The 20,060-nt window shown below is 73.1% G+C and carries 25 protein-coding genes; 12 read left to right on the forward strand and 13 right to left on the reverse strand.

What is annotated here, in order from left to right:
* Nucleotides 1-34: 34 nt before the first annotated feature.
* The gene (ribA, locus tag AB0F52_RS18065) at nucleotides 35-649 is read right to left on the reverse strand and encodes a GTP cyclohydrolase II (protein WP_360171663.1); all 615 of its coding nucleotides are present in this window, start codon (nucleotides 647-649) and stop codon (nucleotides 35-37) included.
* Between the two features lie 87 nt (nucleotides 650-736).
* Between ribA and AB0F52_RS18070 the strand changes: the two genes are divergently transcribed.
* The 6 genes from AB0F52_RS18070 (at nucleotide 737) to AB0F52_RS18095 (ending at nucleotide 4,658) form a co-directional block, all read left to right on the forward strand.
* Entirely contained in the window at nucleotides 737-1,219 is a 483-nt protein-coding gene (locus AB0F52_RS18070; protein ID WP_360171666.1) for a MarR family transcriptional regulator, read from the forward strand.
* Between the two features lie 21 nt (nucleotides 1,220-1,240).
* Nucleotides 1,241-1,432: a hypothetical protein gene (locus AB0F52_RS18075; RefSeq protein WP_360171669.1), complete on the forward strand. Its 192-nt coding sequence runs from the start codon at nucleotides 1,241-1,243 to the stop codon at nucleotides 1,430-1,432.
* A 97-nt stretch (nucleotides 1,433-1,529) separates the two neighbouring features.
* A complete protein-coding gene (locus tag AB0F52_RS18080) occupies nucleotides 1,530-2,120 on the forward strand; it encodes an RNA polymerase sigma factor (protein WP_360171672.1) in 591 nt (196 codons plus the stop codon).
* Nucleotides 2,113-2,988 carry a CU044_5270 family protein gene (locus tag AB0F52_RS18085; protein WP_360171675.1) on the forward strand — a complete coding sequence of 292 codons (876 nt, stop codon included), beginning with the start codon at nucleotides 2,113-2,115 and terminating at the stop codon, nucleotides 2,986-2,988. The genes AB0F52_RS18080 and AB0F52_RS18085 overlap by 8 nt, the downstream gene beginning before the upstream one ends.
* Before the next feature lie 86 nt (nucleotides 2,989-3,074).
* Nucleotides 3,075-3,716, forward strand: a complete 642-nt coding sequence (locus AB0F52_RS18090; RefSeq protein ID WP_360171678.1) for a TetR/AcrR family transcriptional regulator — start codon at nucleotides 3,075-3,077, stop codon at nucleotides 3,714-3,716.
* 111 nt (nucleotides 3,717-3,827) lie between these two features.
* Nucleotides 3,828-4,658 carry a trypsin-like serine protease gene (locus tag AB0F52_RS18095; RefSeq protein ID WP_360171681.1) on the forward strand — a complete coding sequence of 277 codons (831 nt, stop codon included), beginning with the start codon at nucleotides 3,828-3,830 and terminating at the stop codon, nucleotides 4,656-4,658.
* Between the two features lie 9 nt (nucleotides 4,659-4,667).
* Here AB0F52_RS18095 and AB0F52_RS18100 read toward each other — a convergent pair whose 3' ends face one another.
* Nucleotides 4,668-5,303 (reverse strand): TetR/AcrR family transcriptional regulator, encoded by a 636-nt coding sequence (locus AB0F52_RS18100; protein ID WP_360171684.1) that lies wholly within the window; start codon nucleotides 5,301-5,303, stop codon nucleotides 4,668-4,670.
* A 96-nt stretch (nucleotides 5,304-5,399) separates the two neighbouring features.
* On the opposite strand from AB0F52_RS18100, the gene AB0F52_RS18105 reads away from it, so the two are divergent.
* Together AB0F52_RS18105 and AB0F52_RS18110 are read left to right on the forward strand one after the other, a co-directional pair.
* Nucleotides 5,400-5,999 carry an SRPBCC family protein gene (locus tag AB0F52_RS18105; RefSeq protein WP_360171687.1) on the forward strand — a complete coding sequence of 200 codons (600 nt, stop codon included), beginning with the start codon at nucleotides 5,400-5,402 and terminating at the stop codon, nucleotides 5,997-5,999.
* A gap of 26 nt (nucleotides 6,000-6,025) precedes the next feature.
* Nucleotides 6,026-6,343: a hypothetical protein gene (locus AB0F52_RS18110; RefSeq protein ID WP_360171690.1), complete on the forward strand. Its 318-nt coding sequence runs from the start codon at nucleotides 6,026-6,028 to the stop codon at nucleotides 6,341-6,343.
* On the opposite strand, the gene AB0F52_RS18115 is transcribed toward AB0F52_RS18110, so the two are convergent.
* On the reverse strand, nucleotides 6,324-7,076 hold the full coding sequence (locus AB0F52_RS18115; protein ID WP_360171693.1) for a ZIP family zinc transporter: 753 nt from the start codon (nucleotides 7,074-7,076) through the stop codon (nucleotides 6,324-6,326). The two genes, AB0F52_RS18110 and AB0F52_RS18115, sit on opposite strands and share 20 nt — an antisense overlap.
* Before the next feature lie 204 nt (nucleotides 7,077-7,280).
* Between AB0F52_RS18115 and AB0F52_RS18120 the strand changes: the two genes are divergently transcribed.
* Nucleotides 7,281-7,403, forward strand: coding sequence for a hypothetical protein (locus tag AB0F52_RS18120; protein ID WP_255410490.1), 123 nt, complete (start codon nucleotides 7,281-7,283; stop codon nucleotides 7,401-7,403).
* A gap of 48 nt (nucleotides 7,404-7,451) precedes the next feature.
* Here the strand turns inward: AB0F52_RS18120 and AB0F52_RS18125 are convergent, their stop codons facing one another.
* Both AB0F52_RS18125 and AB0F52_RS18130 read right to left on the reverse strand, forming a co-directional pair.
* The gene (locus tag AB0F52_RS18125) at nucleotides 7,452-7,592 is read right to left on the reverse strand and encodes a hypothetical protein (RefSeq protein WP_199191080.1); all 141 of its coding nucleotides are present in this window, start codon (nucleotides 7,590-7,592) and stop codon (nucleotides 7,452-7,454) included.
* Nucleotides 7,593-7,627: 35 nt separating this feature from the next.
* Complete coding sequence (locus AB0F52_RS18130) at nucleotides 7,628-8,470, reverse strand: phytanoyl-CoA dioxygenase family protein (RefSeq protein ID WP_360171698.1); 843 nt, start codon at nucleotides 8,468-8,470, stop codon at nucleotides 7,628-7,630.
* Between the two features lie 81 nt (nucleotides 8,471-8,551).
* On the opposite strand from AB0F52_RS18130, the gene AB0F52_RS18135 reads away from it, so the two are divergent.
* Entirely contained in the window at nucleotides 8,552-9,547 is a 996-nt protein-coding gene (locus tag AB0F52_RS18135; RefSeq protein WP_360171701.1) for a LacI family DNA-binding transcriptional regulator, read from the forward strand.
* Between the two features lie 6 nt (nucleotides 9,548-9,553).
* On the opposite strand, the gene AB0F52_RS18140 is transcribed toward AB0F52_RS18135, so the two are convergent.
* Both AB0F52_RS18140 and AB0F52_RS18145 read right to left on the reverse strand, forming a co-directional pair.
* The gene (locus AB0F52_RS18140; protein WP_360171704.1) at nucleotides 9,554-10,831 is read right to left on the reverse strand and encodes a GGDEF domain-containing protein; all 1,278 of its coding nucleotides are present in this window, start codon (nucleotides 10,829-10,831) and stop codon (nucleotides 9,554-9,556) included.
* A gap of 241 nt (nucleotides 10,832-11,072) precedes the next feature.
* Entirely contained in the window at nucleotides 11,073-12,287 is a 1,215-nt protein-coding gene (locus AB0F52_RS18145) for an MFS transporter (protein ID WP_360171707.1), read from the reverse strand.
* A gap of 379 nt (nucleotides 12,288-12,666) precedes the next feature.
* On the opposite strand from AB0F52_RS18145, the gene AB0F52_RS18150 reads away from it, so the two are divergent.
* The gene (locus AB0F52_RS18150; protein ID WP_360171710.1) at nucleotides 12,667-13,215 is read left to right on the forward strand and encodes a DUF2231 domain-containing protein; all 549 of its coding nucleotides are present in this window, start codon (nucleotides 12,667-12,669) and stop codon (nucleotides 13,213-13,215) included.
* A gap of 61 nt (nucleotides 13,216-13,276) precedes the next feature.
* Here AB0F52_RS18150 and AB0F52_RS18155 read toward each other — a convergent pair whose 3' ends face one another.
* The 3 genes from AB0F52_RS18155 to AB0F52_RS18165 form a co-directional block, all read right to left on the reverse strand.
* Complete coding sequence (locus tag AB0F52_RS18155) at nucleotides 13,277-14,308, reverse strand: 4-oxalomesaconate tautomerase (protein ID WP_360171713.1); 1,032 nt, start codon at nucleotides 14,306-14,308, stop codon at nucleotides 13,277-13,279.
* Nucleotides 14,305-15,009 (reverse strand): 4-carboxy-4-hydroxy-2-oxoadipate aldolase/oxaloacetate decarboxylase, encoded by a 705-nt coding sequence (locus AB0F52_RS18160; RefSeq protein ID WP_360171716.1) that lies wholly within the window; start codon nucleotides 15,007-15,009, stop codon nucleotides 14,305-14,307. Before AB0F52_RS18160 ends, AB0F52_RS18155 begins: the two co-directional genes overlap by 4 nt.
* A gap of 78 nt (nucleotides 15,010-15,087) precedes the next feature.
* Nucleotides 15,088-15,762 carry a GntR family transcriptional regulator gene (locus tag AB0F52_RS18165; protein ID WP_360171719.1) on the reverse strand — a complete coding sequence of 225 codons (675 nt, stop codon included), beginning with the start codon at nucleotides 15,760-15,762 and terminating at the stop codon, nucleotides 15,088-15,090.
* A 76-nt stretch (nucleotides 15,763-15,838) separates the two neighbouring features.
* Here AB0F52_RS18165 and AB0F52_RS18170 point away from each other — a divergent pair, with 76 nt between their 5' ends.
* Nucleotides 15,839-16,615, forward strand: a complete 777-nt coding sequence (locus AB0F52_RS18170; protein ID WP_360171722.1) for a DUF1932 domain-containing protein — start codon at nucleotides 15,839-15,841, stop codon at nucleotides 16,613-16,615.
* Here the strand turns inward: AB0F52_RS18170 and AB0F52_RS18175 are convergent.
* The 3 genes from AB0F52_RS18175 to AB0F52_RS18185 are packed head-to-tail and all read right to left on the reverse strand — an operon-like array spanning nucleotide 16,601 to nucleotide 19,920.
* The gene (locus AB0F52_RS18175; protein WP_360171725.1) at nucleotides 16,601-17,965 is read right to left on the reverse strand and encodes an MFS transporter; all 1,365 of its coding nucleotides are present in this window, start codon (nucleotides 17,963-17,965) and stop codon (nucleotides 16,601-16,603) included. The genes AB0F52_RS18170 and AB0F52_RS18175 overlap by 15 nt on opposite strands.
* A gap of 18 nt (nucleotides 17,966-17,983) precedes the next feature.
* Nucleotides 17,984-18,898, reverse strand: a complete 915-nt coding sequence (locus AB0F52_RS18180; protein WP_360171728.1) for an amidohydrolase family protein — start codon at nucleotides 18,896-18,898, stop codon at nucleotides 17,984-17,986.
* Complete coding sequence (locus AB0F52_RS18185) at nucleotides 18,895-19,920, reverse strand: amidohydrolase family protein (protein WP_360171731.1); 1,026 nt, start codon at nucleotides 19,918-19,920, stop codon at nucleotides 18,895-18,897. The genes AB0F52_RS18180 and AB0F52_RS18185 overlap by 4 nt, the downstream gene beginning before the upstream one ends.
* Nucleotides 19,921-20,060 lie beyond the last annotated feature (140 nt).

Raw genomic sequence — 20,060 nt, forward strand, 5'->3', positions numbered from 1 at the left:
GGCGACCGTGGCTTCCCGGCGCTGAAGCGCCCCCTCACCCGGCCAGTTCGGGCAGGGCCAGGGTGTGGTTCGTGTGCCGGACCTTGGCGTCGAGGTACCGCAGGTTGTCCGGGGTGGCGTGCACGCCGGTGGGCACCGTCCCGGCGACCGTGACGCCCCGCTCGCGCAGCTGCCGGACCTTGTCGGGGTTGTTGGTGAGCAGGTCCACCTCGGTGCGGCCCAGCGCGGCGAGCATCTGGGCCGCCGCGGTGTAGTCGCGGGCGTCCTCGGGCAGGCCCAGCGCGGTGTTCGCCTGGTAGGTGTCGAGCCCGGCGTCCTGCAGGGCGTAGCCGTCCAGCTTGGCGTAGAGGCCGATGCCCCGGCCCTCCTGACGCAGGTAGAGCAGGACCCCGCCGGCCGCGTCGATCCGTTCCACCGCCTCGCGCAGCTGCGGCCCGCAGTCGCAGCGGGCGGAACCGAACACGTCGCCGGTCAGGCACTCCGAGTGCAGGCGCACCAGCGGCCGGACGGGGTCGCCGAAGACCAGGGCGAGGTGTTCGGCGCCGTCCGCCAAGCCGTCGAAGGTGACGACGTCGGCCGAAGCGGAGAAGCCGTCGGCGAAGCGCAGCGGGACCCGCACGCGGGTGCGGACGGTGGCGGCGGGGATCATGGTGACTCCAGGTTGCTCGTTCAAATTTGAACTCTGAGCCGACCGTACCCCTTGAGTTCGAATTTGAACAACAGGTACCGTTGTGACATGGGTCGTCCACGGTGGCTGAACGCCGAGGAGAAGCGCGCCTGGAACACGTTCCTCGGCACCTACGAGCTGCTCAACCGGCGGCTGGACCAGCAGCTCAAGCAGGATTCCGGAATTTCCCACCTCCAGTACGTGATCCTCGCGCGGCTCAGCGCGGCGCCGGACCGCGAACTGCGGATGGCCGAGCTCGCCTGCGCGGTCTCGAACTCCAAGAGCGGGCTGACTTACCAGATCGGCCAGCTGGAGCGGGCCGGCCTGGTGCGCCGCCGCGCGTGCGAGAGCGATCCGCGCGCGGTCTACGCGGTGCTCACCGACGACGGCATGACCTTGCTCGAGCAGGCCGCGCCCGGCCACGTCGGGCTGGTCCGCGAACTGCTGATCGACGTCCTCACCCCGGACCAGCTGCACGCGCTGGCCGACGGCTTGAGCGAGGCGAACCGCCGCATGCTCGCGGCCGGAGACGCCGCCGACGGCTGCCCTTGACCTTTCGATCGGAGGACCGCCGTGGGTGCGATCGCTTCGAGTCCCGCCGCCTTGGCGGTCTACCTCGTCCTGCTGGCCGGTCTGGTCGCGTTCCTGGCGTACGCGTGGTTCACGCGGTACCGCGAGAACTGGGACGAGCTGCTGCGCAGGTGGTCGGCCCGGCGCGACGACGAGCGGAACCGGCGCCCACCGCCCGAAGACGAGGACTTGTGACGCGCGTCACTCTCACCGCCGAACCGCGCTGATTCCGGAACCCGCCGCACCCCGCCTGAGAACAGCTCATGACACTGGCTGGATCGAAAGGCGGGCGATGACCCCGGAAGACACCGATGCCGACGACGACGCGAGCGTGATCGCGCGGTCGCGGCACGAGCCGAGCCTGTTCGCGGTCATCTTCGACCGCCACTCGCGGCACATCCACCGCTACGTGGCCCGGCGCCTCGGCCCGGCGACCGCCGACGACGTCCTGGCCGACACGTTCCTGATCGCCTTCGACAAGCGGGCGAAGTTCGATCCGGCCCGGTCCGACGCGCGGCCGTGGCTCTACGGCATCGCCACGAACCTCATTTCCCGGCAGCGGCGGACGGAAGTGCGCGAGCTGAAGCTCCGGCTGGCCGTCGGACCTCCGGCCGCCGACGAAGGGCACGCCGACCGGGTCGCCGACCAGGTCACCGCGCAGGCCCTCGCCACGCGGCTCGACCGGGCCCTGGCCGCCCTGCGTCCCCGCGAGCGGGACGTCCTGCTGCTCGTCGCCGCGGAAGGCCTGGCCTACCAGGAAGTCGCCGAAGCACTCGGCATTCCCGTCGGCACCGTCAAATCCCGCCTCAGCCGGGCTCGCGGCCGCGTCCGCGCCGCGCTCGGCGCCTTCGACCTCGTGAAGGAGACCTCGGGTCATGGATGAACTGGACCTGATCCGCCGCCGCGCGGAAACCGTCGGCTTCGCGCCGGCGGAGCACCTCGCTCCGGCCCGCGAGCGGCTGCTGGCCGCCGCGCGCGGCGAACGGCGGCACCGCCCGCGCCGCTGGTTCTGGCTCGCCGGCGCCTCGGTCGGCCTGGCCGCGGCGATCACCGCCGTGGTCGCACTGACCCCCGCCGACCAGGTCGGCGTCGGGGCGGGCGTGGCGCACGCCGACCCGGTCAAGGTGCTGACCGCAGCGGCGAACACCGCACTGAAGGAGCCGGCCAAGCCGCCCCGGCCCGACCAGTTCCTGTACGTGAAGACCGAATACGCCATTCCCCCCAACCGCGAGGTCTGGCTTTCGGTCGACGGCACCCGCGACAGCCTGATCGGCAGCTTCAAGCAAGGTGGCTGTCGCAACGGCAAGGCGCCGATGTACGGCACGAACGACCCCCGCGCGGAAGGGAAGCTCGAGGACTGCACACCCAAGTCGGTCTACCGGACGGACCTGCCGACGACGGCCGACGCGATGCTGGCCTACCTCTACGCGAAGGAGGCCGACCGCGACGGCCGCGCCACCTACATCGGCAAGGCCGTCTACACCCTCGCCAGCGAGCAGGTCCTCCAGCCGGCGTCCTACGCGGCGCTGTTCGAGGCCGCGGCGAGGGTGCCCGGCCTGACGGCCCTGGACCACGTCACCGACGGCGCCGGCCGCCCCGGCGTCGGGATCAGGTTTCCGGTGTCCCCGGGCTCACCGAAGGCGCAGGCGATCGTGCTGGTCTTCGACGCCACCACGTACCAGTTCCTGGGCACGACCGACAGCGCGGAGACGGTGAAAGCCTACGTCGACGAGGTGGGGCAGCGCCCCTGACCACCCGCCCGCCGGGGCCCGCACCGGGTCCCGGCGGGCGGTCCGTTACGGCCATGCGCCGTAACGGATCGACTAGGCTCTCCCCCATGCCGTCGGCACGCGAGACGAACCCGGAAGCGCCGCGGCCCGGCGGCCGTCCCCGCGACGCCGCGCTCGACGAAGCCATCATCCTGGCCACCCGCGAGCGCCTCGTCCGCGACGGCTACTCCCTCATGACCATCGGCGACATCGCGTCGGACGCCGGGGTCAGCCGTCCGACGCTGTACCGGCGGTGGCGCACCAAGTTCGAGCTCGTCGTCGACGCACTCGACTACGGCTTCCGCAAGCAGCGCGACTCCTACGCCGTCGACCTGACCGAAATGGCCCCGCGCGAGGCGTTCACCGAAGCCGTCCGGCGGCTCGATCCCGCGTACTTCAACCCGGACGCCATGGTGCTCATGGGCAACTTCGCCGGCGAAGCGATCCGCACCCCGGAGCTGCTCGGCATCCTCCGCGAGCACGCCGTCGAACCGCGGGTCACGCTCGTCGAAAACGTGCTGACCCAGCTGCAGGAGAGCGGCGATGTCACCGGCGACATCGACAAGCACACCATCGCGACGCTGTGCTTCGGCAGCTACTTCGCCGCCTTCTACCGCGGCGAGAGCCGGGACGAAATCCCCGAAGCGGTCGTTTCGGTGCTGTGGCCGGCGATCGCGGCGCGGAAGCCGGCCCGCCGCCGACGCGGCTGACCGGCGCGGATGCAAGTACCGCCCGGTTCTCGCAACCATTCCGGGCTCCCACCCGTGCATCAGAGTGTGAGGACCTCTTCGGATCGACGACGGCAGTTCCGGGCACGAGCGGTGGCGGTCTCGGTGCTGACCGGAGCCGGCCTCGCGTTCGCCCACGCCGTGACCGGGGTGACGGCCGTGGGCCCGATCCTGGCCGCGGCGGCCGGCGGGCACAGCCTGCCCGACACCGCGGCCCCGGCCCCGGCCAGGGAACCGGTGACGACGTCCGCCCGGCCGGCCCCGAACCCGACGCTGCCGTTCAACGCGAAGCTGACGTCCGGCGACATCCCCGTCCCGGGCGGCGGGGTGCGCAACGGCGCCTGCAGCGGGGCGCTGGTCGCGCCGCAGTGGATCGTCACCGCCGGGCACTGCTTCCACGACCTGAAGGACGCCCGGATCGGCGGGCGGCCGCCCTACACCATGACCGTCACCGTCGGACGGCTGAAGGACACCGATCCCGGCGGGTACACGACCGAGGTCGTCGACGTCCGGCAGTCGCCGGTGAACGACCTGGCGGTGGCCAAGCTCGGCCGCCCGATCGACGACATCGTCCCGGTGGCGCTGGCCACGAGCCGGCCGTCGGTCGGGAAGCAGCTCGAGTTCGCCGGGTGGGGTTCCCTCTCGGCGACCGTGCTCGGCCCGTCCGACCACCTCAAACGCGGGCGGTTCACGGTGTCGGGCATCGGCCAGGCCACCCTGGAAGCCCAGCCGGTCGGCAAGCGCACGGTCGAAAACGGCCCGTGCCCGGAGGACTCGGGCGGTCCGTTCTTCGTGTCGGACGACGACCGCACCGGGACGCTGGTGGCCATCGTCAACACCGGGCCGCCGTGCCCGCAGCCCGGTGCCGAGACGATCGCCCGGGTGGACGTCGTGGCGGACTGGATCCGCGAACAGACGGGCTGACCCCGGCGGTCAGCGCGCCCGCAGCGCGGCCAGTTCCTCGGTGATCAGCAGGTCCGGGTCGAACTTCATGCCGGCGAAGTGGCCCGCCAGCTCGAGTGACAGCACCCCGTGCAGGCGGATCCAGAAGGACAGCGCGCGGTGCAGGGCCGCGGCCGGCGCGGGGTGGCCGCCCGCCCACTCGCGGTGGGTCTCGAGGTGCGCGTCGAACGGCGTCGGCGGCTCGCCGGCCGGCTCTTCGGCGCAGGCTTCGATCAGCACCGCCATGACCTCGAACGAGATCGCGGTGGTGTCGCCCGGTGCGTGGTAGCCGGGCACGGGCGTGCCGTAGATCAGGAAGTACCGCTGCGGATCGCTGCGCGCCCAGTCGCGGATGGTGTCCGCCAGGCCGGGCAGGCCGGCCCCGCCTTCGCGGGCGGCGCGGACGGTGTCGGCGAGGCTGCGGTACGCGTCCCGGATCAGGGCGGTGATCAGCTCGTCCCGGCTCGCGAAGTACCGGTACAGCGCGGGCCCGCTCATGCCCACCTGCTTCGCGATCGCGTTGAGCGACAGCGCGGGCACCCCGGCCGCGGCGATCTGCTCCCACGCGTGGCGCTTGATCTCCTCGCGCACCTGGGCTCGATAACGCTCTCGCGGGCTCTCGCTCATCACTGTTAGAGGCTATCACTTTTCCTATTGACGCTCACACCACTCTGGTTATAGGTTCTAACTATCCAAACAAGCGCTAACCAACCGGAGGACACCATGCTCGGCACCCGGCTCCGTTCCACCCTGCTCGCCCTTTCGGCCACCGCGGGGCTGGTGGGTACCGCCGCCCCGGCCGGAGCCACCCCGGCGACGGCCCTGAGCTGCCGCGGCGTGGGCATCGATCCGGCGGCGCGGCTCCACTACCGGACCGAATCGCTGATCAAGGCGCCGGCCGCCGCGGTCTGGAAGCTGCACACCGACGTGGCGGGCTGGCCCGCCTGGCAGCCGGCCGTCACCAGCGCACGACGGCTCGACCCCGGGCCGCTACGGCCGGGTTCGCGGTTCCGCTGGACCACGCCGACACCGCCCACCCCCACGACCCCGGCGACCACCCTGGTCATCACCTCGACGGTCGGGCAGCTGCAGCCGGGCCGGTGCGTCCGCTGGACCGGCCCGGCGATCGGCGACGGCCTGCGCATCGACCGCGGCGTGCACGTCTGGACGTTCACGCCGGTGCGGGGCGGCGTGCTCGTCCGCACCGAGGAGAGCTGGACGGGTGAGCAGATCGAGGCCGACCCCGCCACCGCCATCCGCTACCTGGCCGCCGGGCTCGACGCCTGGCTCGCCGACCTCAAGACCACCGCCGAAGCCCGCTGAGCTTCGTTCCCCGGGAGGAGAAGACGATGACCACCACCGCCCCGCCCCGCACCTCGAAGGCCGTTCTCGTCGCGGCCTGGTCCGTCCCGGTCCTGGTGGCCGGCCAGTTCGCGCTGCTGTCGGGCGTGCCCATCGCCGTCGTGCTGATCGGTGCGCTGCGGCGGCGGGCGCGGCGCCGGTGGGCCGCCGCCCTCGCCGTGGTCTACGCCGGTGCGCTGACGGCGTGGCTGGCCGGGCCGAGCAGCGCACCGAGCCTGTCGAAGTTCCTGAGCCCCGTGGCCGCCGCGTTGTTCACCGCGGCGGGCGTCGTGGTCGCGGTCGCCCTCAGCCGGCGTGCCCGATGACGAACGCGGTGAGGAAGCCGATGGTGGCGAGCAGGCCGGTGTAGAGCTCGGTGCGTTCGAACGCCTCGGGGATCATGGTGTCGGCGATCATGGCGAGGATCGCCCCCGCGGCCACCGCCGTGATGGCGGCGACGGTCGCGGGGGACGCGGTCCGCAGCAGCAGGTTGCCGGCGAGGGCCGCGACGCCGCTGGCGATCGCGATGCCGCTCCAGACGCCGAAGACGTACCGGGCCCCCCGGCCGGCGGTCTTCATGCCGGCGGCGCTGGACAGGCCTTCGGGGACGTTCGAAATGAACACGGCGGCGAGCACGGTGACCCCGACTCCCCCGCCGCCGAGCAGCGACACGCCGAGCACGACGGATTCCGGGATCCCGTCGAGCAGGGCACCGACGGCGATGGCGGCCCCGCTGCCCGCGGTGTCCTGTTCGGACGGTTGCTGCCCGCCGGAACGCTTGCGGTGCCGGGCACCCCGCCGGGCGAGGAGCACGTTGATCAGGACGTACACGGCGGCGCCGCCGAGGAAGCCGCCGGCGGTCGGCCAGAGCCCGCCGGCCCGCTGGGCTTCGTCGACGAGGTCGAACGCGAGCGCGGAGATGAGCACACCGGCCCCGAAGGCCATGATGCCGGCGACGACCCGCCGCGACACCCGCACCCACCAGGCCACGGCGGCGCCGAGCACCAGTGCGACCCCGCCGACGAGGCCCCACAGCCCCGCCTCCACCCACTGCGGCACGAGAGCCACCTTCCGCCGAGTCCGTGATCGTCCGGGAAGGGACTACCCACGACGGCCGTCGCGGACACAACCATGGTCCTGAGGTGCGCGGGCATCCGGCCGAGCCGGTTGCCGCGGCCTCGCCGGTGTGGTGCGCGTCACGGAATGCACCGCGATCTTCGGCGCTACACCCAGGAGAACCCGTTCGTCCACAAGGGAGGGCCCATGTCCGCCACCACCACCCCGGAAGAGTCCGTCGCCGTGCCCGAGCTGGAGGACTTCGACTTCCCGCTCACCGACGGCGCCGCCTGCCGCATCGACGACCCGGACTGCGAAGCCTGCCAGTGAGGTCAGGCTCCGGCCACGACGCGCCGCGCGTGGCCGGAGCCGGCCGACCTAGACGTGCATGGCCAGCCACAACGCCATCCAGGCGAGGCACGCCAGCGCACCACCGACCCCGAAAGCGAGCAACACGCGGCGCAGCGCCGCGACGACGCCGGCCCGGCCCGTCATTTCGGTGATTCCCGCATCAGCCATGGCCACCAGGTGCCCGCGGCCGGGGCGGCCAAACATCAGGCCCCCATCACGAGCCCCTCGATCGTGTGCTTCTGGGTGATCGGCCGCAGGACGTCGACGACCGGGCAGTGCAGGTGCGCACGCACGGATTCCGGCAGGGACGCCCAGAACTCGCGGGTGACCGCCGTGTCGTGGCGGGCGTCGTTGCCCGCCCCCGGCGCGTCGAGGCCCAGCACCAGAACCGGACGGGCCTTCGCGGAGTGGTTCGCCGTGCCGCGGTGGACCGTGAGGGCCGACCGGATCGAGATGTCGCCCATCCGCGGGAACTTGCGGGTCGCGAGTTCGCGGTACCGCGGCCAGGCCTCCCGGGGCGGGAACATGCCGTGGTCGAACGCGCTGCCGTCGTCCCGGTGCGTGCCGGGCGCGATCTCGAACGGCCCCATGTCCGGCTCGGTGTCGACGGCGGTCACGTTCACCGCCAGCGACGTCAGCCGCCCTTCGCGCGCGGTTTCGGCGGGCATCGGGAAGTCCCGGTGCCAGGGCTGGTCCACCGCGCCTTCGAGCGGGACGTCGAAGCCCACCTCGACGATCCGGTACGCCGGCCCCAGCACCGCCTCGGCGCCGGCCGTGATCCACGGGTGGCCGGCCAGTTCGGTGAACCCGCGCAGCTGCTCCGGGTGGATCTCGACGTAGAAGCGGTTCGGCCCGCGGCCGACGGCCCCGCCCGGGCGGGCACGGGCCTCGGCGAACGCCGTGTCGAGGTCTTCGCCGAGCCGCCGCACCCAGTCACGGGGGAACGCCCCGGGCAGGCCGATGATGCCGTCCGAGCCGAGGCGCTCGGTCAGCGCCGCGAGTTCGGCGGCGGGCAGCGGAGCGGGGGCGGTCTGGTGCGCGGTCATCCGGGCCTCCTGACGAGCACGACGGCGTGGCAGCTCAGTTTGCAACGTGGCATGCCACGTTGCAAGAGGTACGCTGCGCCGGTGAACCCGAAACTGCGTGACGTGGCCGAGCACGCCGGTGTCTCGGTGCGCACGGTGTCCAACGTGGTCAACGGGTTCCGGTACGTGGCCCCGGCGACCCGGGAACGCGTGCAGGCGAGCATCGACGCGCTCGGCTACCGGCCCAACCTGGCCGCGCGCACCCTGCGGCGCGGCCGCACCGGGCTGGTGGCGCTGGTGATCCCCGAGATCGACTCGCCGTACTTCGCCGAGCTCGCCGCGCGGACGGTCCGGATCGCCGGTGCCCGGGGGCTGACCGTGCTCATCGACCAGACCGACGGGGACGCCGAGCGCGAGAAGGAGCTGCTGCACGGCCGGCGCAGCCAGCTGGTCGACGGGGTCCTGTTCAGCCCGTGGGCGGTGGCCCCCGCGGAACTGGCCGCGCGCACCGACACCGTCCCGCTGGTGCTGCTCGGCGAGCACGACGGCACCGCCGGCGTCGACCACGTCGCCATCGACAACGTCGCGGCCGCGCGCGAGGCCACCCGGCACCTGCTGGCCTCGGGCCGCCGCCGCGTCGCGGCGCTGGGCATCCAGCCGCGCTCGCTGAACGCGACCGCGCGGCAGCGTCTCGCCGGCTACCGGCAGGCCCTGGCCGAGGCGGGCCTGCCCGCCGAGCCGGAGCTCGAGGTCCCGGTGCGGCGCCTGCACCGGGCCGACGGCCACCGGGCGATGCTGGGCCTGCTGGAGCTGTCCCACCCGCCCGACGCGGTCTTCTGCTTCACCGACGAACTGGCACTGGGCGCGGTGCGGGCCGCCGCCGACCGCGGTGTCGCGGTGCCCGGATCCGTGGCCCTGGTGGGGTTCGACGACATCGAAGACGGCCGCTACAGCGTGCCGGCCCTGACGACGGTTTCGCCGGACAAGGACCGCATCGCCGAACTCGCCCTCGACCGGCTGGCCCGGCAGGCGGCCGACCCGGAACCCCCGCGGTCGATCGTCGCTCCGCACCACCTCGAAGTGCGCGAATCGAGCTGAGCGGTGTCAGCAGCCGGCGACCGCCACCCGGTCGCGGCCGGCCTTCTTGCCCGCGTACAGCGCGTCGTCGGCCGCGCGGATCATCTCGTCGAGGCCGGCTCCCGGCGCGGACGGGTCCAGCGCCGCGCCGATGGTCGCCGACAGCGTCACCGCCTCGCCCGTCGGCGCGGTGATGCGCAGCGCCCGGATCCGGACGCGGATCCGCTCGGCGATCGCGCGGACCTCGGCCTCGTCGACGTCGGGCAGCAGGACCGCGAACTCCTCGCCGCCGTACCGGCCGACCGTGTCCCCGCGCCGGACGGTCCGGGTGAGCACGGTGGCCACCTCGGCGAGGACGTCGTCGCCGACCGGGTGGCCGTGGGTGTCGTTGATGCGCTTGAACCAGTCGAGGTCGATCATCAGCACCCCGATCCGGCCGCGGGTGCGCTCGAGCGCGAGCTCGGCCTGCTCGTGCCAGGCGATCGCGTTGAGCAGCCCGGTGCGCTGGTCGGTGCGGGCGGCGAGCTTGAGCTGGTCGAGCTGGACGCACTGGTGCAGCGCGAACGTCGGGATGATCATCAGCAGCGCGGCCGGCGGCCACCAGAGCAGGGCGAGCGCGACGAACACGCCCAGCGCGAGCTGGCTGACCTCCAGCAGGTTGTCCGACGCGCTGCCGATCAGCCGGCGCGGGTGCTCGACGGTGACCGTCCAGGCGATGGCCGTGCCGACGAGCCCGGTGTTGACCGCCCACTGCACCGCCGCCGCGGCGACCACGGCGGCCAGGTCGGCCCAGCCGGGCCGCGCGCCGCCGGCGAGGTGCTCGTGGACGCCGCTCGAGCGCAGCACGGCCGCCGCGGCGGCCGCGGCCAGCGCGAGCGTGGCGGCGGTGTACACGGTGCGGTGCGGCGGCCGGACCGCGTCGAACCGGTTGACCAGCGCCCAGCGGTGGGCGTAGATCACCGCCACCAGCACCAGTTCGAGCACCAGGGGCACCGCGATCGCCCCGGCGAAGATCCAGACGCTGCAGAGGTCGACGTACGGCGTGCCCTCGCGATCGCGCCGCCGCCGTTCGATGAGGTGGGAGGCGTGCAGGTGCGGCAAGGCCGCCGCCGCGAGCCAGCCCGCCGTCACCCACTGCTCCGGTGTCGGCGCCGCGCGGGCCGAGAGCACCAGCACGCCGAACGCCAGCAGGTCCACGCCCAGGACGAGGAACCGCACCCGCCCCGGCAACGACCACAGCTTCCACCCCGATGGCGACCGGCCCCCGCCGGTGGCCACGCTTTCCCCCATCGCAGCTGCCCCCATCGCAGCGCCTCCCCCGCGCCGGTGATGCCCCGATCGCCCAGGGTAGTCGCGTCACGGCCGGATGTCAGGTGTTTCCCGCCATCGCGACCCGACCGGGCGGCTGAGACCATTCCCGGGTATCCGGCACCGGAGGAACCGCACGGAAAGGCGAGCCGATGAGCGACAAGGGCTGGTGAACCGAGTCCCACTCCCCTGCCACCGGGAAGGAGCCCGCGATGAGCGACAAAGGCTGGTGACGAAATCAGGCCTCGGCCGGGAGCGCGGCCGAAACGGCGTCCGGCCGGCGGCGTGCCCAGGCCGCGGCCGCGGCGAGCGCGACGAGCGCTCCCGCGGTTCCCGCCCAGGCGATCGCCGCGGCCGGCCCGACCAGCTGGGCGAGGACGCCGCCGGCCACGATCCCGAGCCCCTGCCCGGCGATCATGCCGGTGCGGGCGAACCCGAGGGTCCGCCCGCGCACCCGCGGCGGCGACAGCTGGACGAACGTCGCGCCCGCGGTGACCTGGTAGGCCGAGCACAACCCGGAGAGGAACAGCAGCGCCAGTGCCGTGCCCAGGGTCGGCCGGCCCCAGAAGGCCACCAGCGGCGCCGCCGTCCCGACCGCCAGCACGCCCAGTGCGCGGACCCGCACCGGCCGGGCGACCCGCCGCAGCAGCAGCGCGCCGACGACCGCGCCCGCCGGCTCCGCGGCGAGCAGCACCCCGATCCATTCGCCGCCCACCCCGGCCTGCTGGGCGAACGGAACGGCGAGCCCCTCGGGGACGACGGTGAACAACGCCAGCCAGCCCAGCCACACCAGCGTCCCCAGGGTGCGATCCCGGCTCACGGCCACCGCGCCGGCGGCGATCCGCCGCCACCAGGTCGCCTCGTGTTCCGCGGCGGCGGGCGGCGGGTGGCGCCCGAGGCCGGCCCGGATCAGCAGGCCGGAGGCGGCGAAGGTGGCGGCGTCGACGGCCAGGGCGGCGTGCGCGCCGACCCCGGTGACCACGAACGCGGCCGCCGCGAACCCGAGTACCAGGCACAGCTGCGTGGTGACCTGCTGAACGGCCTGCCCGGCCTCGTACCGGCCGCCCAGCAGCTCGGGCAGCACCGCCCCTTGGGCGGCCGAGAACGGCGCTTCCGCCAGCTGCACGAGCACGAGCAGCACGGCCATCAGCGGCAACGGCACCGCGGGCACGGCCATCACGGCGACCAGCGCCGCCCGGATCACGTCGCAGGCCACCATCACCCGGCGGCGCGGGTACCGGTCGGCCAGCCACGACAGCAGCGCGCCGGACACGAGGGCGGGCAGCATCGACAGCGCGTAGGTCGCCGCGCTCAGTGCGGCGGAACCGGTGCGCTGGAAGACGAGTATCGACAAGGCGACCCGGGCCAGCTGGTCACCGGCCACGGAGAGCAGGCCCGCCAGCCAGAGCAGCCGGAAGCCGCGTACCGCGAGCGCGGACCGCGTCACACCCATCCCCCACCCCCAGGCCGGCCCACCCTGTGTCACGCAGAGCGTTGCCCGAGACGCTCACGGTAGCGCGTGACGGGGTTTGCCACCATCGGCGGAAGTGGGGTGCGGGCGGTTGGGTCGCCTGGCCGGCCGAACGACGGTCGGTGGGGCGCCGGGCCGGCCGAACCACGGTCGGTGGGAGCCGCTCGGCCGCCTGGCCGGACACCCGGTGCAGGCGAATCGACCATGCCGAGTGGGGACGGTTGGACCACACCCGGCGCAAAGACCAACCACGCCGCCCGGCGGCGGCAAGACCGCCCCGGCAGAGGGATGGCTGACCGCCCGGCCGGACCACACGCGGCGGAGGCGGTTGGACCGCGCCCGGCCGGGTAGCCGGGACGGCATGCAGAGAGCCGACCGTGAGACCCCTGCCCCGCCGCACCGTGCGCTGATGGCCGTCGAGGAAGCCGACGTTCTCGATGTGCCGGCCACCGCCCTTGCGTACCGGTTGCGCCGTGCCGCCACGAGCGTCCCGGGCCGGCTGCTGCGCGGGCGGTGGCTGGGCCACCCGCTGCACCCTCTCGCCGTCACCGTGCCGATCGGCGCGTGGGTGTGCTCGGCGCTGTTCGACCTGCTGCCCGGCCAGGAAGAGGCGGCCCGCCGGCTGGTCGCGACCGGCCTGCTGGCCGCACCGGCGGCGGTGCTCCTCGGCCTGTTCGACTACGCCGATCTCGATGAACGGCAGCGCCGGGTCGGTCTCGCGCACGCCGCGGGCAACGCGGTCGCGATCGCCCTCTTCGGCGCGTCCTACACCGCCCGCACGCGCGGCCGGGTCGCTCGCGGCCGGGTCCTGGGCGCACTCGGCTTGGCGGTGACGAGCGCCGGCGGCGCCCTCGGCGGGCACCTCGCCTACGCGCAGGGCGCCGGGTTCTTCCGCTGGCAAGCGCGCTGAACGCGCTCAGAGCACCGGCGGCGTGCCGGCCGGCTCGGGGGTGAACCGCTCGACGTGGTCCTCAGGACCGGGGGAAAACGGTGCCGTCGAACAGCTTCCGGGCCGTGCGGACCACTGTGGACCGGCGGATCCGGGGCGGGGTGACCGTCGTGTCGAACTCGATGCCGACGGCGAGCTTGCCGCTCGGGTGCTCGATCTCGATCGGCTCGCCTGCCGGCGGCTTCCGGAGGAGCTCGGCGCCGACGGCGCCGTCGAGCAGCAACGCCGTCACGACGCTGACGCCGCCGAGCACCCCGATCGACGGGTGCGGCTTGACCGGGATGAAGGTACGGGTGGCGACAGCGCCGCCGTCGCGAGGCGCGGCGACCAGCGTGGTCTTCGGGACGGACGAGCCGCGGACGTCGCCGAGCCCCATCAGCTTCCCGGCCTCGATGCGCAGCGCGTCGATCCGCTTGCTCAGGTCCGGCCCGTCGCCGAGGTCTTCGGCGCGCGCGACGACGACCGGCATCCCGTTGTCCACGCAGGTGACGGTGATACCGCCGATGTCGTCGCGGACGTGGCCGGTGGGCAGCAGGCTGCCGCACGTCGACCCTTCGGTGCCGGTGAAGTCGAGCTCGACCGGGGCGGCGGTGCCCGGCACACCGGAGATGGCCGTGCCACCGCGGTAGTCGACTTCGCCGCCGGGGGTGGCGAAGCCGGCGATCGCGATGGAGCCGGTGTTGAGCAGCCGCACGCGGACGGTGGTGCGCTCGGGCCCGGCGGGGACGAGCCCGCGCTCGACGGCGAACTGCCCGACGCCGGCGAGGAGGTTGCCGCACGTCTGGCGATCGGAGACGGTGGGCTCCTCCACGCCGAGTTGCAGGAACAGGTAGTCGACGTCGTGGCCGGCGTCGGTGGCCGGCGAGACGACGGCGACCTTGCTGGTGACCGGGTGCGCGCCGCCGAGGCCGTCGATCTGGCGTGGGTCGGGGGTGCCCATGATCCGCAGCAGCAGGTCGTCGCGGGCGGCCGGGTCGGCCGGGAGGTCTTCGGCGAGGAAGTAGGCGCCCTTCGACGTGCCTCCGCGCATGAGCATGCAGCGCACGCCGGTCATGCCTGCTCCTTCGCGTACTCCTCGGCCGTCAGGTACCGGACGCCGAGCGCTTCGAGTTTTTCGCGCAGGCCGTAGCGGTCCAGGCCGAGCTGGCCGTTCTCGAAGGCTTCCCGGGCGACGGCTTCCTTGTCCAGCCTGGCTTGCGCCTTCTCAAGTCCACTTCGGACGTCTTCGCGGCGGACGCGCAGGACGCCGTCGTCGTCGGCCAGGACGGCGTCACCGGGGCGGACGAGCTGCCCGCCGACGACGACGGGGACGTTGACCGCGCCCGCGGTCGCCTTGACCGTGCCCTGCGCGCTCACCGCGGCCGACCAGACGGGAAAGCCGAGTGCGCGCAGCTCGGCGACGTCGCGGACGCCGGTGGTGGTGACCAGCCCGCGGACCCCGCGGCGGCGCAGCGCGGTGGCGAAGAGCTCGCCGAAGAGGCCGTCCCGGCACGGCGAGGTGGTGGTGACGACCAGGAGGTCGCCTTCGCGGCACTGCTCGACGGCGGCGTGGATCATCAGGTTGTCCCCGGGCCAGCACAGGGCGGTGACGGCGGTGCCGCCGACGCGGGCGCCGTCCTGGATCGGCCGGAGCTCGGCGGAAAGCAGGCCGGAACGGCCGAGAGCCTCGTGCACGGTGGCGACGCCGTAGCCGGCCAGCCGCGTCACCTCGTCGAGGTCGGCGCGCGGCGGATCGGTGACGATGACCGGGTTCATGCCACCACCGTACGATTCGGTTGACGAAATTGTCAACAATCTTGGCGCACAGGTTGAGATGGCCGAGATCGCCGCAGGTCAGGGGTGGAGCGGCGAGACCTCGGCCTCGGCCGCCTTCAGCGCCTCGATCACGCTCCCCAGATGGGTCCGGGCGGCCTCGGCCGCCTGTTCCGGCCGGTGGGCGCAGATCGCGTCGATGATCGCCAGGTGCTCCGGGAGCGAGACCTGCGGCCGGCCCGGGCGCATCGCCAGCCGGAACTGGTGCCGGACGCTCTGCCCGCGAAGCCGTTCCAGCACCTGCGCGGCCGTCCGCTGGCCGCTGATCTCGCGGATGCGGCGGTGCAGCCGCTGGTTGAGACCCGAGTACCCGACGACGTCCCCGCCCGCCACGGCCGCCCGCATCCGCTCGCCCAGTTCGCGCAGCTCGCCCACCTCGGCGTCCGAAACGCGCTCCGCCGCCTTCGCCGCGCACAGCGACTCCAGCATCATGCGCACTTCGGAGATCTCGACAGCCTCCTCGAGCGACACCGCGCGCACCCGGGCGCCGCGGTTCTGGACGCGTTCGATGAGCCCCTCGTTGGTCAGCTCGATCAGCGCCGCCCGGACCGTCGCCCGGCTCGCCCCGAACCGGTCCGACAGGTCCGCCTCGACCAGCCGCTGGTTGGGCACGAACTCGCCGCGGACGATCGCGTCGCGGATGGCCGCCACCGCGGACCGCTCCCCCGGCTGCGGGTCCGGCGCAGTCTCCGTCATAGCCTCGGCTCCGTTTGTTGACAATTTTGTCGAGCACATCGTGTACTCGATCGTAGCTGGCGAGGAGGATTTTGCTATGACCGGAACCATCGCCGTACTCGGCCTGGGCGAAGCGGGCGGCGCACTGGCCCGCGACCTGGTGGCCGCCGGCGCCGTCGTGCGCGGCTACGACCCGGCGGTTCCCGCCACCGGAGGGGTCGTGCCCACCGGCTCGGAAGCCGACGCCGCCCGGGGCGCCGACCTCGTCCTGAGCGTCAACAGCGCGTCGGCCGCCCGGCGGGCGTTCGAAGCCGGCCTGGCCGGGCTGGCCGAGAGCGCCGCCTGGGCCGACCTGAACACCGCTTCGCCCGGCACCAAACGCGAACTCGCCGCCCTCGCCACCGAGCGCCGGATTCCCTTCGCCGACGTGGCGATCATGGCCCCGGTTCCCGGCCGGGGGCTGCGGGTGCCGATGCTGGCCACCGGGCCCGCCGCCGACGTGGTCGCCGCGGCGCTCAACCCGCTCGGCGCGGCCGTCGAGACGATGCCCGGCGAGGCCGGGCTCGCCGCCGAACGCAAGCTGCTGCGCAGCGTGTTCTTCAAGGGGATGTCCGCCGCCGTGGTCGAGGCGCTGCACGCCGCCCGGGCCGCCGGCTGCGAAGACTGGCTGCGGAAGATCGTCGCCGCCGAGCTCACCGCCGCGGACGCGTCCACTGTGGACAGGATGGTCGACGGCTCGTACCGGCACGCCGTCCGCCGCACCGCCGAGATGGCGGCCGCCGCCGAGATGCTCGGCGAGCTCGGCGTCCGGGCCGACGTCGCCGCCGCGGCCCGTGACCAGCTGGCGCACCTCGCCGATTCACCGGATCGTTGACGCGCCGGCCGTCGTCGCGGTGACGCGGCCGAGCCGCGCCTGCCGGGTCCGCGGCCCGAACGCCGCCAGCACCAGCGCACCGGCGAGCCACGTGCCGGCGATGAAGAAGAATACGCTCCGGTAGCCGCTGCCGTTGTACAGCCCGGCCACGATGAGCGGGCCCGCCGCGTTCGAGAGCCGGCCCAGGCCGTACGACACGCCGGTGCCCAATGACCGGCCGCGCGTGTCGAACAGCTCCGGCGAATACGCGTACCCCAGCGCCGTGTAGCCGCGCTCGAACATGTTGACCAGGAAGCCGAACACCACGATCAGGACCGGGTCGAACGTCAGCCCGTAGAGCAGCCCGCACAGCGCGATCACCGTGCCGAACGCGACCAGGCACCACTTGCGCTCGAAGCGGTCGGTGACCAGGGCCGCCAGGTACGAGCCCAGCGGTGCGCCGACCGTCGTGAGCGCCACGTAGAACACGGACTTCTCGACGCTGAAGCCCTCCTTGGCCAGCAGCGTCGGCGCCCAGCTCGAATAGCCGAAGAACCCGATCGTCTGCGTCACCCACAGAACGGTGAGCAGCAGCGTCGGCAGCAGGTACTTCTTGCGCAGCAACAGCCGCAGCGGCGCCTTCGCCACCGCGGCCTCCCCGACCGGCGGCGCCGGCTCCGGCAGCGGGCCCTTCTCGGCCGCCACCTGCGCCTCGATCTCCCGCAGCACCGCGTCGGCGCGTCCGTGCTCGCCGCGGCTTTCGTACCAGCGGGGCGACTCCTTGAGCCGCCGGGTGAACAGCACGAGCAGGACCCCGAGCGCGCCCCACAGGTAGACCAGCCGCCACGCCCAGTCGCCGAGCGGGACCACGACACTGGCGATCAGGTTGGTCACCGGCGTGCCGCAGATGCCGATCACGATCGCGTAGGCCTGGTACTTGCCGCGGTTCGCCGCGGGGTACAGCTCGTTGACGTAGATCACCGCGACCACGGTCATCGCGGACAGGCCCGCCGAGGTCAGGACCCGGAACACGCCGAGGGACACGATGTCCCACGAGAACACCGCCGCGAACGAGAAGACGCCGAACCAGACGGTCGTCAGCACGAGCGCGTTCTTCCGGCCCCAGCGGTCGGCGATCGTGCTCGCGATGACCGAGCCGAAGAACATGCCGACGAACGACAGCGAAGTCACGTACGCGACCTGGTTGACCGTGACGCCCCAGAGCTTGATCAGCTTGGGCGCGGTGGTGGCGAAACTGTTGATGTCGGCGAACTCGAAGAAGTAGGCGAACGAGACGGCGAACAGGGTGACCTTGTGGAACCGGGAAACCGGCAGGCGGTTCAGCCGGTTGAGCGCGTTGGCGTGCTGCATTGCATGCCCTTCGGGGGTTCAGGCGGTTTCGCCGGGCCAGTAGAGGCGCATCGGGTTGTCGACGAGCAGCTGCCGCTGCCGTCCGGGGGTGTCCGCGAGGTGGCGGACGTGGTCGACGAGCAGGCCGTCGTCGGGCATGTGGTGCTTCAGGTTCGGGTGCGGCCAGTCGGTGCCCCACAGCACCCGGTCCGGGAACTCCTCGACGACGCGGCGGGCGAACGGCACGACGTCGGTGTAGGCGTGGCGTTCGCCGGCCAGCGCCGGGGGCCCGGTCACGGTGAGCCGCTCGGGGCAGCTCACCTTCACCCAGACGTCGTGGGCCCCGGCGAAGTCGAGGAACCGGCGGAATTCCGGGCCGTCCACCGGCTGGGTCACGTCGGGGCGGCCCAGGTGGTCGATCACCAGCGGCGCGGGCAAGCCGCCGAAGAAGGTTGCCAGCTCGGCCAGGTCGGCGGCCTCGAAGTAGAGCACGATGTGCCAGCCGAGCGGGGCGATCTTCTTCGCGATCGCGCTCAGGTCTTCGCGGGGCGAAGCGTCGACCAGCCGCTTGACGAAGTTGAACCGCACCCCCCGCACTCCCGCCGCGTGCAGCGCCCGCAGTTCGGCGGCACCGACGTCGGGCCGGACGGTCGCGACCCCGCGCGCCCGGCCGCCGGAGGCCCGGACGGCGTCGACCATCGCGGAGTTGTCCGCGCCGTGGCAGGTGGCCTGCACGATGACGTTCCGGGCGACGCCGAGGTGGTCGCGCAGGGCGAACAGGGCGTCCTTGCCCGCGTCGCACGGCGTGTACTTGCGCCCGGGCGCGAAGGGGAAGTCCGCCTGCGGGCCGAACACGTGGCAGTGGGCGTCCACCGCCCCGGGCGGCAGCCGGAAGTCCGGTGTGGACGGTGCCGGGCACCAGTCCAGCCAGCCGGGCGTCTTGGGCGCGGTCACCGGCCCTGCCCCTTCAGGAGCGCGTCCAGCCGCGGGTAGACGGCGCGGGCGTTGTGCTCCCGGATGGCCGCCCAGTCCTCTTCGGACAGAGCGGCGGCTTCGGCGTACCGGCGGGTGTCGTCGAAGTGGTGCCCGGTCCGCGGGTCGACGCTGCGGACCGCGCCGATCATCTCCGACGCGAAGAGGATGTTGCGCGCCGGGATGACGTCGAAGAGCAGGTCCGAACCCGGCTGGTGGTAGACGCAGGTGTCGAAGAAGACGTTGTTCAGCACGTGCTCCTCCAGCTCCGGCTTGCCCAGCGCCATGGCGAGGCCGCGGAACCGGCCCCAGTGGTAGGGCACCGCGCCGCCGCCGTGCGGGATGATCAGCCGCAGCGTGGGGAAGTCGGTGAACAGGTCGCCCTGCACGAGCTGCATGAACGCGGTCGTGTCGGCGTTGAGGTAGTGCGCGCCGGTGGTGTGGAAGGCGGGGTTGACGCTGGTGCTGACGTGCACCATCGCCGGGACGTCGTACTCCACCATCTTCTCGTAGATGGGGTACCACGACCGGTCGGTGAGCGGCGGGGCCGTCCAGTGGCCGCCGCTCGGGTCGGGGTTGAGGTTGAGCGCCACGGCGCCGTACTCCTCGACGCAGCGGGTCAGCTCCGGGAGGCAGGTCGCGGGGTCGACGCCCGGGGACTGCGGCAGCATCGCGGCCGGGACGAACCGCTCCGGGTACAGCGTGCTGACGCGGTGGCAGAGCTCGTTGCAGATCGCCGCCCACGCGGCCGAGGTCTCGAACCCGCCGACGTGGTGGGCCATGAAGGAGGCGCGGGGCGAGAAGATCGTCAGGTCGATGCCGCGTTCGTCCATCAGCCGCAGCTGGTTCGGCTCGATCGTCTCGCGCAGTTTGTCGTCGCTGATCCGCGGGCCGGCCGCGGTGGGCGCGGCACCGGAGCCGTCCAGCGCGGAGACTTGCCGCTCGCGCCACGCCGCGAGCGCGGGCGGGGCGGTGGTGTAGTGGCCGTGGCAGTCGATGATCAAGGTGGGTCCTCGTCGCTTCGGGTCTCGATACCGGCACCCTAATCGTCGATGAGATTGTTAACAATATCTACGACGAAACTCGTCGGTTGAGGCATCTCGCGTGATCAGAGAGGCATCTCGCGTGATTGGAGGGGCATCAC

It is taken from the genome of Amycolatopsis sp. NPDC024027, assembly GCF_040638975.1.
Classification (GTDB): Bacteria; Actinomycetota; Actinomycetes; order Mycobacteriales; family Pseudonocardiaceae; genus Amycolatopsis.

Bases quoted from the DNA above. Each gene is read 5' to 3' on its own strand.
- ribA (WP_360171663.1), bottom strand. From the start codon at position 649: ATGATCCCCGCCGCCACCGTCCGCACCCGCGTGCGGGTCCCGCTGCGC.
- AB0F52_RS18070 (WP_360171666.1), top strand. From the start codon at position 737: ATGGGTCGTCCACGGTGGCTGAACGCCGAGGAGAAGCGCGCCTGGAAC.
- AB0F52_RS18080 (WP_360171672.1), top strand. From the start codon at position 1,530: ATGACCCCGGAAGACACCGATGCCGACGACGACGCGAGCGTGATCGCG.
- AB0F52_RS18085 (WP_360171675.1), top strand. From the start codon at position 2,113: ATGGATGAACTGGACCTGATCCGCCGCCGCGCGGAAACCGTCGGCTTC.
- AB0F52_RS18090 (WP_360171678.1), top strand. From the start codon at position 3,075: ATGCCGTCGGCACGCGAGACGAACCCGGAAGCGCCGCGGCCCGGCGGC.
- AB0F52_RS18100 (WP_360171684.1), bottom strand. From the start codon at position 5,303: ATGAGCGAGAGCCCGCGAGAGCGTTATCGAGCCCAGGTGCGCGAGGAG.
- AB0F52_RS18105 (WP_360171687.1), top strand. From the start codon at position 5,400: ATGCTCGGCACCCGGCTCCGTTCCACCCTGCTCGCCCTTTCGGCCACC.
- AB0F52_RS18110 (WP_360171690.1), top strand. From the start codon at position 6,026: ATGACCACCACCGCCCCGCCCCGCACCTCGAAGGCCGTTCTCGTCGCG.
- AB0F52_RS18120 (WP_255410490.1), top strand. From the start codon at position 7,281: ATGTCCGCCACCACCACCCCGGAAGAGTCCGTCGCCGTGCCCGAGCTG.
- AB0F52_RS18125 (WP_199191080.1), bottom strand. From the start codon at position 7,592: ATGGCTGATGCGGGAATCACCGAAATGACGGGCCGGGCCGGCGTCGTC.
- AB0F52_RS18130 (WP_360171698.1), bottom strand. From the start codon at position 8,470: ATGACCGCGCACCAGACCGCCCCCGCTCCGCTGCCCGCCGCCGAACTC.
- AB0F52_RS18140 (WP_360171704.1), bottom strand. From the start codon at position 10,831: ATGGGGGCAGCTGCGATGGGGGAAAGCGTGGCCACCGGCGGGGGCCGG.
- AB0F52_RS18145 (WP_360171707.1), bottom strand. From the start codon at position 12,287: ATGGGTGTGACGCGGTCCGCGCTCGCGGTACGCGGCTTCCGGCTGCTC.
- AB0F52_RS18150 (WP_360171710.1), top strand. From the start codon at position 12,667: ATGCAGAGAGCCGACCGTGAGACCCCTGCCCCGCCGCACCGTGCGCTG.
- AB0F52_RS18155 (WP_360171713.1), bottom strand. From the start codon at position 14,308: ATGACCGGCGTGCGCTGCATGCTCATGCGCGGAGGCACGTCGAAGGGC.
- AB0F52_RS18160 (WP_360171716.1), bottom strand. From the start codon at position 15,009: ATGAACCCGGTCATCGTCACCGATCCGCCGCGCGCCGACCTCGACGAG.
- AB0F52_RS18165 (WP_360171719.1), bottom strand. From the start codon at position 15,762: ATGACGGAGACTGCGCCGGACCCGCAGCCGGGGGAGCGGTCCGCGGTG.
- AB0F52_RS18170 (WP_360171722.1), top strand. From the start codon at position 15,839: ATGACCGGAACCATCGCCGTACTCGGCCTGGGCGAAGCGGGCGGCGCA.
- AB0F52_RS18175 (WP_360171725.1), bottom strand. From the start codon at position 17,965: ATGCAGCACGCCAACGCGCTCAACCGGCTGAACCGCCTGCCGGTTTCC.